Annotated in this window: 5 protein-coding genes; all 5 read right to left on the bottom strand. The window is 39.6% G+C overall.

Features of this window, described 5'->3' with window-relative positions:
• The 5 genes from ACQ2HF_RS09620 to ACQ2HF_RS09600 all read right to left on the bottom strand — a co-directional run bounded on the left by ACQ2HF_RS09620 (nt 1) and on the right by ACQ2HF_RS09600 (nt 16,791).
• Nucleotides 1-408: a 6-pyruvoyl trahydropterin synthase family protein gene (locus tag ACQ2HF_RS09620; protein ID WP_432410212.1), complete on the bottom strand. Its 408-nt coding sequence runs from the start codon at nt 406-408 to the stop codon at nt 1-3.
• A complete protein-coding gene (gene idi / locus ACQ2HF_RS09615) occupies nt 405-923 on the bottom strand; it encodes an isopentenyl-diphosphate Delta-isomerase (protein ID WP_432413075.1) in 519 nt (172 codons plus the stop codon). Before idi ends, ACQ2HF_RS09620 begins: the two co-directional genes overlap by 4 nt.
• A gap of 161 nt (nt 924-1,084) precedes the next feature.
• Complete coding sequence (locus tag ACQ2HF_RS09610) at nt 1,085-3,019, bottom strand: OmpA family protein (RefSeq protein WP_432410211.1); 1,935 nt, start codon at nt 3,017-3,019, stop codon at nt 1,085-1,087.
• Between the two features lie 18 nt (nt 3,020-3,037).
• Nucleotides 3,038-3,979, bottom strand: a complete 942-nt coding sequence (locus ACQ2HF_RS09605) for a PorP/SprF family type IX secretion system membrane protein (RefSeq protein WP_432410210.1) — start codon at nt 3,977-3,979, stop codon at nt 3,038-3,040.
• Between the two features lie 59 nt (nt 3,980-4,038).
• Nucleotides 4,039-16,791 (bottom strand): Ig-like domain-containing protein, encoded by a 12,753-nt coding sequence (locus ACQ2HF_RS09600; RefSeq protein ID WP_432410209.1) that lies wholly within the window; start codon nt 16,789-16,791, stop codon nt 4,039-4,041.
• Nucleotides 16,792-17,071: the final 280 nt, after the last annotated feature.

The following is a 17,071-nucleotide window of genomic DNA, read 5'->3' as shown; positions in this document are numbered from 1 at the left end:
TTATGCTGTGTACACCACAAAATTGCGGGGTGTTTCGTATAACTTTATTGTAATTTCATATTTTGAATCCAGCTTCTTTCTAAGCTTGTCATAGATAACTTTGGCGATGTTTTCGACGGTAGGATTCAAATGCTCAAATTCTGGCACTTCTTTGTTCAGGTTTTTATGATCAAAAGGAATTTCAATTTCAGTTTCAATTAGGTCCTTCAGTATTTTTAAATCGATTAAAAACCCTGTTTCAGCATCTATTTCGCCCGTTACACCTACTTCCAGTTCATAATTATGGCCATGATACAATGGATTGCTACACTTTCCGAAGATTTCAAAATTCTTGGCATCACTCCATTCTTTTTTGAAAAGTCTATGGGCGGCGTTAAAATGTGCTTTTCTGTATACGGTTAGGCTCATACGTTGATATGCTGGTAAAATTTATCGAAAATTATTTTGAACCATTCCGTATAAATTGCTGGATTTTGGTCAATGTCATTTTTTATAGCTGCTAAAGGCATCCATTTCCAGGCTGCAACTTCATCTGGGTTAATTTTAGGAAGATCATCGTAATAACCAATGAGAATATGATCGTATTCGTGCTCCGTCAAACCATTATCAAAAGGTGCTTTGTATATAAAAGATGTGGTTTCTTTTAAGGGAACGCTAAAGCCCATTTCTTCCATCAATCTTCGTTCTCCAGCGGCAATAGAATCTTCTCCATTACGCTGATGGCTGCAACATGTATTGGTCCAGAGTCCAGGTGAATGGTACTTACCTAAAGCTCTTTGCTGGAGCATCACTTCTTTTTTGGAATTAAAAACAAAGACTGAAAAAGCTCTATGCAACAACCCTTTTTTGTGTGCTTCTAGTTTAGGCATTAAGCCAATTTGTTCATCTTTTTCATTGACAAGGATTACTTGTTCTTCAACCATAGCAGTATTTTGGGTTTTTCTCAAAAATACAAAATAGGTAGTTTACAGAGAACTCATCTTGACCTTTTATTTTAGGTGTAAAAGTCAAAATAAGTTCAAACAAAAACGTCCCATAAAAAATTATGGAACGTCTTCAAAAAATCGATTTCGGATTTTGCTTCCTAATTCTGTATTATAAACATAGATCTTCTGTTTAACTGGTGCTCTTCTTCGGTACAATCTACACCGTCTGCACATTTGTTAACCAACTGATTTTCTCCGTATCCTTTTGCGGTAAGTCTGCTTTTATCTATTCCCTTAGCTACCAACCATTTTAAGGTAGACTGTGCTCTACGCTCACTTAAAATTTCGTTATAACGTTTTGGAGCTCTGGAATCTGTATGCGATTCTATATGAATAATAAGATCTTCATACTTACGCATGGCGGCTAATATTTTTGCCAATTCCACTTCTGCGTCTGGACGAATGTTATACCTATCAAAATCGAAGTAGATGGGCTGTAAATTAAGGATACAACCAAGATCTCTTGGATCGCATCCAATACGCACTAATGGTACCGGCACTGTGATAGTTGCTGTTGCATCTGGCGATGCAATTCTTGTTTCGTAAGACTCATAGCCATCCTTCATACCACGAATTATATAGGTGGTATCACAAGCCACCATAAACTCAAATGCTGCATCTTCTCCAACGATAACTTCATTTACAAGCCCATTATTTTCATCTAACAGTTGCACTGTGGCACCAGGGATAAGGCCTTTAGTTTCTGCATCAAATACAGTTCCTATTAGTGTAATCTCACATTGTTCTTGTACTCGGTAAATATCATCATCTATACTACCTCTTTCTCCATCTCTGTTGGAAGACAAGTACCCTATTTTCTTTTCTTCTCTTATAATAAAACCAAAATCATCTTGATTACTATTAGCGGGTTCCCCTAAATTTTTGATGGTGGTGGCCATTCCATTTGCATCTAGTTTGGTGGTATAAATATCATACCCTCCTAAACCAGCACGTCCATCACTAGAAAAATAAAGGTTTCCTGCATCACTAATAAATGGAAAGGACTCTCTTGCTTCGGTATTTATTCCAGGTCCTAAATTAACAGGTTCTCCATAGCTGTTATCGCCCTGAATTTCGACATACCAAAGATCACTCATCCCTAAGGTACCAGGCATGTCTGAAGAAAAGTACAATCGTTTTTGATCCTTACTTAGTGTAGGATGCGCGACAGAGTATTCTTTGCTGCTAAACGGAAGCTCTTCAATATTGGTCCAGACATTGTCACCATTGTTGGTTGCTTTATATAGTTTTAAACGAATCGTTTTGTTTTTATCTTTTCCTTTTTTACCATCTATAAAGTTATTTCTGGTAAAGTATACCGTTGTTCCATCCTTACTGAATGTGGTGGAAGATTCGTGATATTTTGTATTAATAGCTCCTTTTAAACTAGTAGCGTTAGACAGGCGCCCTAAAGAATCCATGTCTGCAACAAATAAATCTAAGAAGGGTTGATCTGTCCACTCGAAGTTTTTACTACCTTCAGTGCTGGCTGTTGCCGAAGCATATACCAATTTGTCCCCATAATAAGAAGGGCCAAAGTCTGAAAACTTGGTGTTCACTGCTACTTTTTCAAGCTCATATCCTATGGCTTCAAAAGCAATACTTTCAAGATATTTAGGATCGTCTTTATAATTTTGGATAATAAGTCCGTCACCTCCAACAGCTGCATACAAATCCATTAACTTGTCGGACTCGTCATATTTCTTTAAACTTTTTAAAGATTGCGCCGCTCTGTAATAGTATACTGCTTTTACCTCGGATGGATAATTGGCGATTAATTTTTGATACCATTTGGCAGCATTATCGTAATCACTGTTCCAATAATAGGTATCGCCAAGATTTTGAAAAATCTGGGCAGATTCATAGCCATCTTCTACTACTTTTAAGTAGATTTCCCGAGCGTCGATATAGGCTAATTTGTCAAACTCTTTGTTAGCTTTATCTACTTTTTTCTTTTGGGAAAAACCAATACTGGTTATTAAAAGTACCAGTACTGTTAAGATTAGTTTGTGTGAAGTTGTAACTGTCCTCATAAATAGTGTGTTGTTTTTTTAGAAGAATCTAGGTGTAAGTACACGTTCCGGTTTCTTAAAGACATCGAAGCGCAGCATGATCTCGTAGGAACCATCACTATACTGCTCAATGTCTGTGGTTTGGTAATCGTACCCAAAACCAATAAAGATACTTTCACTAGCTTGAAAACCTACCAGGCCACTAAATGCAGCACTCCAGCGATAGGAAGCTCCTAATGTAAATTTTTCGTTAATAAGGAAGTTAGCCGACACATCCCACTGTAATGGCGATCCACTCACTGCCTTTACTAAGGTAGCGGGCTTAAATTTGAGGTTTTCACTTAAATCGAAAACATATCCTGCAATTAAGAAATAGTGTAACCGCTCTGCAGCTATGGTTTCATTATCTATGGTATTGATATTACTTTCGTCGTAATGTTTTGTGGTAAGGAAGTTTGGCACCGAAAGTCCTGCGTAGAATTTCTCAGTATTATAGTAAAGTCCTGCTCCAATTTGTGGTTGAATTTTGTTATCAACATTGTTCTGAAAACGCGGATCACCTTGGTCAAAAATATTCAGTTTTGTAAAATCTACATCCAACAAATCTATTCCAGCTTTTAAACCGAAGCTTAATTCAGCAGTATCTGACGTATTAATAGTATACGAGTAATCTATGTTTACATTAGACTCTATAGAGGGTCCAATTTCATCACGTACAATGGAAAGGCCAAGCCCCATATTTTCTAGCGAACCAATGGGTGAATTTACGGTAAAGGTTCCTGTTTTTGGAGCTCCTTCAAAACCAACCCACTGTGTTCTGTACAACGCCCCAAAACTTAGGGCATCTCTAGATCCAGCGTAGGCGGGATTTACAACCTGTGTGTTGTACATGTACTGCGTAAATTGGGCGTCTTGTTGCGCCAATCCAGTAACTGTTGTTACAAGAGCCAAAATCAAAATTGTTAAATAACTGTGCTTCATAGTTATGTATTTTAAACCTGAGCAGACTAACTGCTCAGGATTTTATTTTCAATTGCTAATTATCTATTAATGTACAGGTAACCGTTGTCCTTTAAAGTATCTCCAGAATTAGGATCCTGTCTTACTAAGATATAGAAGTACGTACCTGTTGGTAATAACTTATTATCCTGAATAGTAGCTCTACCGTTAGAGAATCCTTCAAATACATTGTCTGAACCGCTTGCTCCACCGTATCCATCGGTTTCCCATACTAGTACACCCCAACGGTTATAGATTTTCATATTGTTGTCTGGGAAGTTTTCAATTCCTACAACTCTAAAGAAATCGTTAAGACCATCTGCATCTGGTGTAATACCGTTGAATATTTCAAAAGGAAATTCTGGTAATACATTTGGTAAAATTACTACAGTTGGATCATCTGGATCTCCGTCACCATCGATATCGGTATTTGTAAGATCATTAGGATCATCTGAGGTATCTTCAACATCAGTTCCGTCTGTTGTAGTTCCTTGTACTAAGGCTTGGTTAAGCACTTGTCCATTTTCTATATCAGTCTGGTTAATAGCGTATACTGCTGAATAAGATTCATTAATCTCTCCGGCTAGCAATACAGGAATAGGATCTCCTGTAATGACAATACCTTCTAAGTCATCATCTGTGATAACAACATTAAACAACGTAACGTTACCAGTATTTTCAATAGAGAACATATAGGATATCGTTTCACCAGGTTGTGGTATACCATCTCCGTTATCGTCGTTAAAGATTCCTTCTTTCTCTAATGAAATTCTTGGATCTTGACATAATCCTATCTCTGTAGGCTCATCCTGAATAAAGCTATCATTATCTGAGAAGTCGGATACAATAGTGCCTGTTGGTGTGGTACCTTCAGCGATAGCTTGATTTAGTACGATACCTGCATTTACATCTTCTTGAGTTACAAAATATTCGGCTCTAAAAGTATCAGAATCTGAATCATTAGGGTTTAATGTAATTGGACCTCCAGTAACAGCAACCAATGGATCGGTTACTAGTACATTGGTCAACACTACATTTCCTGTGTTCTTTACAATAAATTCATACAATATAGACTCTCCTAAGTCAATACAACCATCGCCATTTTGATCTACAGCTTCTGCTGTTTTGATAATCGCGATAGCAGCACCTTGACAAAGTGTTGTTATCGTAGGATCACCATCAAACTCACTATCGTCATCCGAATCGTCCATAACCACATCACCTAATTGTGAAGTACCAGTAACTATGGCTTGGTTCTCCACAAATCCAGCGTTAATATCTGCTTGTGTTATGGAGTACGTCGCAGAGAATGAAGTAGCGTCTGTAGTATTAGGGGCAAGCGTTATAGGCCCTCCTAACACATTTACTAAATCATCTTCAATATCTACGTTGAACAAGGTTACATTTCCTAAGTTGAATACCTCAAAACTATAGGTAATTGTTTCTTTAGGACTTGCACAACCATCACCATTCAAGTCATTAAACACACCTGTTTTGATCAATGCAATCACAGGAGTTTGACAGATAGTAATAACTGTTGGTTCATCCAGAGTAACATCAACTGGATGTGAAAGATCGGTTACCACTGCATTTGATGGAAGTGTACCTTCCGCCGTTGCTTGGTTAACTACCTCACCAGCATCTACATTAGCTTGTGTAATCACATAATCTGCGGTGTATTCCCAAGTTTCATTTGAGTCTAGTTCTAAATCACCATCGGTATCACCTCCAACGAACACTATGGCTACTATTGGGTTTGGTGCTTCCAATAATGGATCGGTCACTACCACATTGTCTATTGTTACGTTTCCTTGATTCGTCACCATAAATGTATAGGTAATAATATCTCCATCTTCCGGACATCCACCACCATCAACTATAATACCTGTCTTCACTATGGCAATTGCACCAGCTTGACATAACGGTGTAATGGTTGGGTCGTTACCAGTTACAGAAACTTCATCTGAAAGGTCGGTTACTACTGTGGTATCTGGTGCAGTACCGGTAGCTGTTGCCTGGTTGGTTACACTTCCCGTATCGATATCAGCTTGTGTGATAGCGTAGCTGGCAGTATAGGTCCAGGTTTCGTCTACATCCAGTTCCAGATCACCATCGGCATCACCGCCAGCGAACACAATGGCTACTACTGGATTTGGTGCTTCTAATAATGGATCGGTTACTGTTATGGTAGACAAGCTTACGTTTCCTTCGTTTGTTACGGTAAATGTGTAGTCTATGGACTCTCCCGGATCTGCACATTGGTCACCATCGCCATCCATAAATACGCCTGTTTTCAGAATTGCTATCACTGGGCTCTGACATATTGGAGTTACCGTTGGATTATTATCCGTTACAGAAACTTCATCGGAAAGATCGGTTACTACTGTGCTATCTGGTGCAGTACCGGTAGCTGTTGCCTGGTTGGTTACACTTCCCGTATCAATATCAGCTTGTGTGATAGCGTAACTGGCAGTATAGGTCCAGGTTTCGTCTACATCCAGTTCCAGATCACCATCGGTATCACCGCCAGCGAACACAATGGCTACTACTGGATTTGGTGCTTCTAATAATGGATCGGTTACTGTTATGGTAGACAAGCTTACGTTTCCTTCGTTTGTTACGGTAAATGTGTAGTCTATAGACTCTCCCGGATCTGCACATTGGTCACCATCGCCATCCATAAACACGCCTGTTTTCAGAATCGCAATTACTGGTGATTGACATACTGGAGTTACCGTTGGATTATTATCCGTTACAGAAACTTCATCGGAAAGATCACTAACTATGGTTCCATCTTCATCAGTACCTGTAGCCGTAGCTTGATTTGTTACAGTTCCTAAATCAATATCTTCTTGCGTTAATGCGTAATCTGCTGTATACGTCCAAGTTTCATCAAGATCTAGCATATCATTTCCATTGGTATCACCACCAACAAATGTTATGGCTACTAAAGGATTTGGTGCTTCCAATAATGGATCTGTAACCAAAATACTACCTAATGGCACATTACCTTGGTTAGTCACTTCGAATGTATAACGGATAATCTCATCTTCATCTGCACAAGCATCATTGTCTCCATCTATAAACAATCCGGATTTTACAATCGCAATGGCTGGAGCTGGTGTTTGCGCTATCAAAATATATACTGTTGCCTGATCTGTTGCAACTGGGCTTCCGTTATCGAAAATTTCATAGACAAATTGATCATTTCCTGTGAAGTCTGCTCCCGGTGTGTATATAAATGAACCATCGGCATTTACTACTACAGTACCATTAGAGGGTCCTGAAACAGGAGTAGTTCCAACATTTAGTGTTTGGTCATTACCTTCAGGATCGCTATCGTTGTCCAATACGTTTCCGGTAACACCTGTATTTACTTCTCCATAATAGGCGTCGTCATTTGCTACCGTTATATTTCCTGGATTACCAATTACATAAATGGTTACGATTGCTGTATCACAAAGTGATGGGTTTGCATCGTCACAGATAGTATATTCAAAAGTATCAACTCCTTCAAATGTTCCGTTAGGTGTGTAAGTATAATCTCCGTTTGGAGCTACGGTTACAGTTCCATTTGATGGATTTGTATTTACCGTCACTGAAATAATATCACCAAGATCTGGATCGAAATCGTTTACCAATACATTTCCATCTACTGGAACACCAACTTCAGTAATATTCACATCGTTGATGGCTACTGGTGGATCGTTTCCAATGATTGGATTATCTACAACGGTAATAGTAACTGTTGCCGTATCACAAGCAATTGGATTTCCACCATCACATATTTGATATACAAAAGTATCATCCCCTACATAATCGTTAGCCGGAATATAATCATACGTTCCATCTGCATTAAAGGTTAATGTACCTCCTGCTGTTGGGCCACTTACTAGAGTAAATACTTCAGTACCTGCTGGACCGTCGTAGTTTTCATCATTGGTTGCTACGCTTCCACTTACTGGAAGGTTTACAAACGTATCGTTAATATCGTCCACTGCTAAGATCTCGTTTCCTGGCGCTGCAATAGAAATATAAACGGTTGCTATATCTCTTGCTACAGTTGCGTTATCGTCAAAAATCTCATAGACAAAACTGTCGCTTCCTGTAAATCCTGTAGTAGGTGTATAGGTGAACGTTCCGTCTGCATTCAATACTACCGTTCCATTTGATGGACCGTTTGATGGGCTTACTGAAACATCTACCGTCTGAGTATCATTTTCTGGATCGGTATCGTTATCCAATACGTTTCCTGTAATATCTGTATCTGGGAAACCATAGTAAGCATCGTCTACCGCTGTAGTGATGTTATCTGGACTTCCTAATACTTGTATCGTTACCGTAGCTGTATCACAAAGTGCAGGGTTTCCGTTATCACAGATAGTATAGGTGAAGGTATCTTCGCCTGTAAATCCTTGATCTGGTGTATACGTATAGCTTCCATCAGGATTTACTGTAACATCACCATTGGCAGGGTCTGTGTTTCCTGTCACTACGATTGGATCGTTGTCTGGATCGTAATCGTTTGGCAATACGTTTCCGTCTACGGGTGTGTTTACCTGAGTGCTATTCGTATCGGCATTCGCAACTGGCGGCTCATTTCCTGGGCTACCTAAAGGTTGTACTTCAATATACACCGTTGCTGTATCACAAGCTATTGGGCTTCCACCATCACACACTTGGTATACAAACGAATCTTCCCCTACAAAATCCATGGTTGGGTTATAGGTATAGGTTCCGTCAGGATTGAAAGTTAATGTTCCATTGGTAGGACCTGTTACTAGTGTAAATATTTCAGTGCCTGCTGGACCGTCTGTATTAATATCATTTGTCCCTACGTCTCCAGTTACTGGAAGGTTTACAAACGTATCATTGAAATCGTCTATCGCTAAGATCTCGTTTGCCGCATTTGCAATAGAAATATAAACGGTTGCTATATCTCTTGCTACAGTTGCGTTATCGTCAAAAATCTCATAGACAAAACTGTCGGTTCCTGTAAATCCTGTAGTAGGTGTATAGGTGAACGTTCCGTCTGCATTCAACACTACGGTTCCATTTGATGGTCCGTTTGATGGGCTTACTGAAACATCTACCGTTTGGGTATCATTTTCTGGATCGGTATCGTTATCCAATACGTTTCCTGTAATATCTGTATCTGGGAAACCGTAGTAGGCATCGTCTACCGCAGTAGTGATATTGTCTGGACTTCCTAATACTTGTATCGTTACCGTAGCTGTATCACAAAGTGCAGGGTTTCCGTTATCACAGATAGTATAGGTGAAGGTATCTTCGCCTGTAAATCCTTGATCTGGTGTATACGTATAGCTTCCATCAGGATTTACTGTAACATCACCATTGGCAGGGTCTGTGTTTCCTGTCACTACGATTGGATCGTTATCCGGATCGTAATCGTTTGGCAATACGTTTCCATCTACGGGTGTGTTTACCTGAGTGCTATTCGTATCGGTATTCGCAATTGGCGGCTCATTTCCTGAACTTCCTAAAGGTTGTACTTCAATATACACCGTTGCTGTATCACAAGCGACTGGATTTCCACCATCACATATCTGATACACAAACGTATCTTCTCCTACAAAATCCATGGTTGGGTTATAGGTATAGGTTCCGTCAGGGTTAAAAGTTAACGTTCCATTGGTAGGACCTGTTACCAGTGTAAACACTTCAGTACCTATTGGTCCATCTGTATTAATATCGTTGGTTGCTACGCTTCCACTTACTGGAAGGTTTACAAACGTATCGTTAATATCGTCTATTGCTAGGATTAAATTCTGTCCTGCAATAAGAATACTCACCGTAGCAGAATCTGTTGCTACTGGCGAACCATTATCGAAGATAGAATACACAAAACTATCGTTTCCGAAGAAAGCAGGATCATTAGGAACATACGTAAAGGTTCCGTCTGCATTCAAGGTAACGGTACCAAACGCTGGTCCGTTTGATGGACTAATAGCGATATCTACAAACTGATCGTCTCCTTCCGGATCAAAATCGTTGTCTAGTACATTTCCTGTAATCGTAGCGCCTTGGTTTCCACCGTAGCCATCATCCACAGCAAAAGTATAATTCGTTGCCGGATCACCTACCACTGTAATAGTAAGGACAGCACTATCGGTTGCTGGATTTACATTATCATCTATAATATCATAGGTGAAGGTATCGGTTCCTGTAAAGCCAGGGTTTGGCGTATATATAAAGGTTCCGTCAGCATTCAATACCAGAACTCCTCCTGGTAACGTATAGGTTCCCGGGTTGGTTACAGTCTGGGTATCTCCTTCAAGATCTACGTCGTTCGTTAATACATTCCCAGGGATAGCAACATTTACTTCAGTAAATACAGCATCGGCATTGGCAATGGTATTGTTTTGTCCTAATGGGTTGATTCTAATGAATACCGTAGCAGAATCTGTAGCCTGTGGGTTTCCATTATCTTCAATTGAATACATAAAGAAGTCTCCTCCAACATAATCTGTTGGCGGGTTATAGGTAAAAGTTCCGTCAGGTGCTATGTTTACAACAACTCCCTGGTCTGAAGTAACGGTAAGCGTAGTTACTACCTGATCGTCTCCTTCTAAATCTTCATCGTTAATAAGTACATTTCCTGTAATTGGAACATTCACAACGGTATCGCGGAAATCGTTTACTGCAATAGTTGTGTTCTGTCCTGCAATAAGAATACTCACCGTTGCAGAATCTGTTGCTACTGGTGAACCATTATCGAAGATAGAATACACAAAACTATCGTTTCCGAAGAAAGCAGGATCATTAGGAACATACGTAAAGGTTCCGTCTGCATTCAAGGTAACGGTACCAAACGCTGGTCCGTTTGATGGACTAATAGCGATATCTACAAACTGATCGTCTCCTTCCGGATCAAAATCGTTGTCTAGTACATTTCCTGTAATCGTAGCGCCTTGGTTTCCACCGTAGCCATCATCCACAGCAAAAGTATAATTCGTTGCCGGATCACCTACCACTGTAATAGTAAGGACAGCACTATCGGTTGCTGGATTTACATTATCATCTATAATATCATAGGTGAAGGTATCGGTTCCTGTAAAGCCAGGGTTTGGCGTATATATAAAGGTTCCGTCAGCATTCAATACCAGAACTCCTCCTGGTAACGTATAGGTTCCCGGGTTGGTTACAGTCTGGGTATCTCCTTCAAGATCTACGTCGTTCGTTAATACATTCCCAGGGATAGCAACATTTACTTCAGTAAATACAGCATCGGCATTGGCAATGGTATTGTTTTGTCCTAATGGGTTGATTCTAATGAATACCGTAGCAGAATCTGTAGCCTGTGGGTTTCCATTATCTTCAATTGAATACATAAAGAAGTCTCCTCCAACATAATCTGTTGGCGGGTTATAGGTAAAAGTTCCGTCAGGTGCTATGTTTACAACAACTCCCTGGTCTGAAGTAACGGTAAGCGTAGTTACTACCTGATCGTCTCCTTCTAAATCTTCATCGTTAATAAGTACATTTCCTGTAATTGGAACATTCACAACGGTATCGCGGAAATCGTTTACTGCAATAGTTGTGTTCTGTCCTGCAATAAGAATACTCACCGTTGCAGAATCTGTTGCTACTGGTGAACCATTATCGAAGATAGAATACACAAAACTATCGTTTCCGAAGAAAGCAGGATCATTAGGAACATACGTAAAGGTTCCGTCTGCATTCAAGGTAACGGTACCAAACGCTGGTCCGTTTGATGGACTAATAGCGATATCTACAAACTGATCGTCTCCTTCCGGATCAAAATCGTTGTCTAGTACATTTCCTGTAATCGTAGCGCCTTGGTTTCCACCGTAGCCATCATCCACAGCAAAAGTATAATTCGTTGCCGGATCACCTACCACTGTAATAGTAAGGACAGCACTATCGGTTGCTGGATTTACATTATCATCTATAATATCATAGGTGAAGGTATCGGTTCCTGTAAAGCCAGGGTTTGGCGTATATATAAAGGTTCCGTCAGCATTCAATACCAGAACTCCTCCTGGTAACGTATAGGTTCCCGGGTTGGTTACAGTCTGGGTATCTCCTTCAAGATCTACGTCGTTCGTTAATACATTCCCAGGGATAGCAACATTTACTTCAGTAAATACAGCATCGGCATTGGCAATGGTATTGTTTTGTCCTAATGGGTTGATTCTAATGAATACCGTAGCAGAATCTGTAGCCTGTGGGTTTCCATTATCTTCAATTGAATACATAAAGAAGTCTCCTCCAACATAATCTGTTGGCGGGTTATAGGTAAAAGTTCCGTCAGGTGCTATGTTTACAACAACTCCCTGGTCTGAAGTAACCGTAAGCGTAGTTACTACCTGATCGTCTCCTTCTAAATCTTCATCGTTAATAAGTACATTTCCGGTAATTGGAACATTCACAACGGTATCGCGGAAATCGTTTACTGCGATGGTACAGTTTTCAAGTATGGTTACTTCTACGGTATCGGTACAAACATTACCATCTACAACGGCAACAGTATACGTACCTGCTGTTAAGTTATTAAAGGTACCTGACGCTTGAGGTGCACCACCATTTATGGTATAATTATAAGGTGCGGTTCCGCCTGAAGCTTCAACAGTTACAGATCCAAGTGTAGTTGTACAAAGGTTGTCTGTTTGCGAAGTAATAGCAAGATCAAGAGCTGTTGCAGGTTCTCCTACCGTTGCTGAATCATTTAAAATACAACCGTTAGCGTCTGTAACTTGTACAGAGTACACACCCGCAGTAAGGTTAGAAATATCTTGTGTGGTTTGTCCACCAGGACTCCATAAATACGTATACCCCGGAGTTCCTCCACTTACTGTTAAGTCTAATGACCCTGTGCTTTCTCCGAAACAAGCAACATTTGTTACTGCTATTCCAGATGTAAGTTGGGTAGGCTGATTTACAGTAGTAGAGCTTGTTGCTGTACATAGGGTATCTGTATCTGTTACAGTCACTGTGTAAACACCTGCTGTTAATCCTGAAATTGTCTGAGTAGTTTGTCCACCAGGACTCCACATATAGGTGAAATTACCTAGACCACCTGTTGGATTTGCAGTTGCTGTCCCATCATTACCATCATTACAAGATACTGGCGTACTTGAAGCAGTTACCGATAAATTGTTACAATCTCCATCATTTACGGTCACTTGCGTTGTTGCCTGACAACCGTTCGCATCTGTAACAGTTACTGTATAAACGCCATCACTTAAACCAGTAATAGTTTGTGTTGTTTCTCCTCCTGGACTCCATAAATAAGTATAAGGCGGGATTCCTCCAGATGGATTTGCCGTGGCTGTACCATCATTTGTTGTAGGGCCAGTTTCGTCTGTTGCTGTGGCAGTAACAGCTACTGCGGTTGAAGGCTGTGTAATAGTGATACTTTCTTCAACAGGCTGACATAAGGTTCCGTCTATAGTAACACTTACGGTGTAAACTCCTGCCAATTGATTTGAAATAGTACTACTAGTAACTCCAGCATTAATTTGTGGTGGCGTGGTATTCCATGTGAAGGTAAAAGTTGCTCCCGGATTGGCTGCTGAACTAGCAGAAACCGTAGCATCACCTGTATTGTCATCTTTACACAAAACATTAGTTACGTCATCAACACTAATTACGGCGTCACAATTTTGAACACAGGTAATAATAATGCTTTGTTCATCAACACAACCATTCTCATCTGTAACGACTACTGTATAGGTTGTTCCACCCAAGATACTTGCAGACAAACCAGTAGCTGTGGCAGTTGTTTGATTGTTTGGATCGTCCCATTGGTAAGAATAAGGTCCAACTCCACCCGTTACGGTTGCCGTTGCAGTACCATTTGTACACAATGAAGTGGCTGTAGCATTTGTTTTGGTTAATTCAATATTGATAGGTTCTGGTTGGGTTAAATTCACCAAAAGTGAATCTGTATTCCCAAGAGAATCAGTCACTACAATGTTGTAGTTTCCTGCAACTAAATTGTTGAAGGTAGGCGACCCCTGTGGAGCTCCACCATTTAAGGTATACATATAGGGAGGTACGCCACCGGTAGTGGTTACAGTAATAGATCCTGTATTATCTCCGTTACAAAGTATATCTGTTTTGGTTACAAGTTCTAGTATAACTTCAAATCCATCTACGAAATCATTTCCGCAAGAAGACTCAACATTTATTATTCTTGTAATTAAATTGTCGTTTGCGCCGTCAACATCAGAAATTGAAACATATCCCGGTAGGTCGTTTTCAACAATTTGATAGGTTACATCCACCGAGTTTTCAGGGATTTCAGCTACAGCTTTATAATCACCATTAGCATCTGTAAAAACTGTTTGAGAGCTTCCGTCACTACCAGTAACATCAATCTCTACGTTTTCCAGTGGATTTCCACTTTCATCACTAACAGTACCACAAATAACAGGGTAGGTAAGAATTACAGTATCTGGCTTATTAAATTCTGCACAACTCATATTTAAAGAGTAGTAGCGATCATCATTACCATCTAATTTACCTATACGGTAAAAAAGTGAAGACTCCGTTTCATAAAAAGAACTGAATGTAAATCTAGGATCTAATGAAACGTCACCACCGGGGGCTGTAGTAACGCTATTTGCAGTACCACGAACTGTTGTTGCGTTGTGGTTTACATTTAATAAGGTATTTGTATTTACATAATAGGCATCTGGTAAAGATAATTCTGCATATTCACGAGTTATTTGGCTATCACCATCAATATCTAACGGAGTTGCATAAAAAGAAATATCTACTTCATTTCCGTAGTTACCGCCAGATGTTACAAAAGTGATACTAAACAATACACTTTGATCAAGCGAATTGGTACTGTTAATTCTAGGCTGGAAATATTCTGGCAAGCCAGAAGTTGTCACATCAATATCTAAGAGAGAAGCGCCTCCTGCGAAGTCTTCAATTCTAACAAGTGCATCTAATGTAGTTCCGTGTGGATTGTTAGGAAATACATTTGCGAATCTATAAACAGCACCTTCTTGTTTTGCAGTTCCTGCAATTAATTGTGGATTGGTAAAACTAGAGCTTTTATAAAGCAAAGAGCAATTACAGTCTCTAGGTAATGGTTGTGGCCCAGGAAGCGGCACTACGGTAGGATCGTCTTGATCGTTACTGTTATCGTCGGAAAGGTCTGTTGCATCTGCAACACAACCGTCTCCGGCAACAGGCACTAAAGGTCCGTTGTTTCTGCTTGTTCCACTTATAACCTCGAAATCTCCGAATACAGATCCGGGTCCGATTGGAATAGAACAACTTGTATGAATTTCTTGAACAAAGGTATTGTTGATGTAAAGATTAACTTTTGGTCCTAATGTATTTTGTGGCGGATCCTGTCCAAAAAATTCGAAACGCTCTCCTGGCTGGACAACATCTTCAAATACTACTTGACCATCGTGCTGAACAACTTTAATAGTTCCGTCAATAACGTTTCCTTGATATTCTAATACTAATGAAGTTACTTTCCCACTACAGTTTCCATCTGGATCTACTGGCATAGACTCGTAGCAACCGCTTACGAAGGCTTGATTTTCAACAAATCCTGCTAAAACATCGCTTTGAGTAATAGTGTAGGTAGCTGTAAATGCTGTACTATTGGATTGTCCGGGAGCTAAAAAAGCCAAAGATCCATTAACGGTAACTAAAGGATCGTTTACTACAATATCGTTTAAATCTGTTTCTCCCGTATTGGTAACGGTAAAACTATAGGTAACGGTTTCACCTTGTTGCGCTACTCCATCTCCATTATTATCATCAAAAACACCCGTCTTTATCAAGGCGATGTCTGGATTATTTGCACACATGGCATCCACATTTACACCTGCAGCGATAACCCAAGATTGACCATTTACATTCTGTCCGTTTTGATTATGTCTTGTATCAATTGTTACAACAACTTCAGTAACATCTCCAGGCACATCGTTTAAAACAAGTACGGGAATAGTTAAACAACAAGAACCTTCTGGAAGGCTGGCATCTGGTCCGTATAAAAAGATTTGGTCTGTGGTAAAAACACCAGGATTAATTTCAGCAGAAGCCTTTAACAATAGATATCTATTGTCTGTGGTCATTTCAGAAATTGGAGTTTCAATAACTAAATCTCTTGGAACTGGATGACTAGGAACCTGTATGGTAATGGTTTGAATATCATTATAACCACTACGGTTTGTAAAAACACCCGAGCTTCCTGAAGCACCGGCAATATTTCTGAACGCATACACTACCATAGATTGCAGTTTGGTAGTTGCGTTACTATTGGTATAGGTTACCGAGCTTGTACTTCCATTAATTACACCACGGTACACCCAAATATTACTGCTACTTCCAAAAGGTACAGAGCGTTGTAATGTATGAGAATTATTTGAAGAATCTTTAATGGTGATTGAAGACCCAGGGTTTCCACCTTTATATACAACTTCAACAGCATACTTAAATATGCTTGATGCATCTGGCAACGTTCCACTAGAAGTGGTTGTATTTCCATTTGCATTGAAACCGTATTCGTCTACTCTTTTATCATCACCACATTCGAAGAACCAACCCGTCTCTGTTAAGACATCTACAGCGTTCGCCGAATTAATAGCACTATCTTCCGTAAAAATCGAAACATTTGCATACGATAAGTACGATATGTTTTCTGAATAGATATCAGAAAAACTAGAATCCTTTGGAACAGGACGTCCAAATATTGATGTGATGGCGAATAAAAAGACCACTAATGTTAGCCATTTATTTAATCCCATCCTTTCTGGAAACAAAGTAATTTTATGCATACAATCTTATTTTTGTTATTTGAAAATAAAATGCCTCAACTGCATTTTAATCTTACATAGTGTCAAATATACGGTACAAACTAAAGTATAGATTTCATGAAACTCACCTTTTAGCTAACTTGTAAGAAATACTCGGTGAACTACACGGATTTGCCATTTTTCATTTCTTTTTTTTGTAGGACAACTTGCTATAAATATATATACAACACCTTTGATCACCTAGTGTTATAAAGGCATCATTTTGTGGGAAGATTTGCAACTCAAAGTGATTATTCATCAG

It is taken from the genome of Rasiella sp. SM2506, from assembly GCF_050859505.1.
Taxonomy (GTDB): Bacteria; Bacteroidota; Bacteroidia; order Flavobacteriales; family Flavobacteriaceae; genus Marinirhabdus.
This window is presented reverse-complemented; position numbering and strand designations above follow the sequence as displayed.

What these genes read in the sequence shown, in the direction of transcription:
- ACQ2HF_RS09620 (WP_432410212.1), bottom strand. Translation starts at nt 408, where the DNA reads ATGAGCCTAACCGTATACAGAAAAGCACATTTTAACGCCGCCCATAGA.
- idi (WP_432413075.1), bottom strand. Translation starts at nt 923, where the DNA reads ATGGTTGAAGAACAAGTAATCCTTGTCAATGAAAAAGATGAACAAATT.
- ACQ2HF_RS09610 (WP_432410211.1), bottom strand. Translation starts at nt 3,019, where the DNA reads ATGAGGACAGTTACAACTTCACACAAACTAATCTTAACAGTACTGGTA.
- ACQ2HF_RS09605 (WP_432410210.1), bottom strand. Translation starts at nt 3,979, where the DNA reads ATGAAGCACAGTTATTTAACAATTTTGATTTTGGCTCTTGTAACAACA.
- ACQ2HF_RS09600 (WP_432410209.1), bottom strand. Translation starts at nt 16,791, where the DNA reads ATGCATAAAATTACTTTGTTTCCAGAAAGGATGGGATTAAATAAATGG.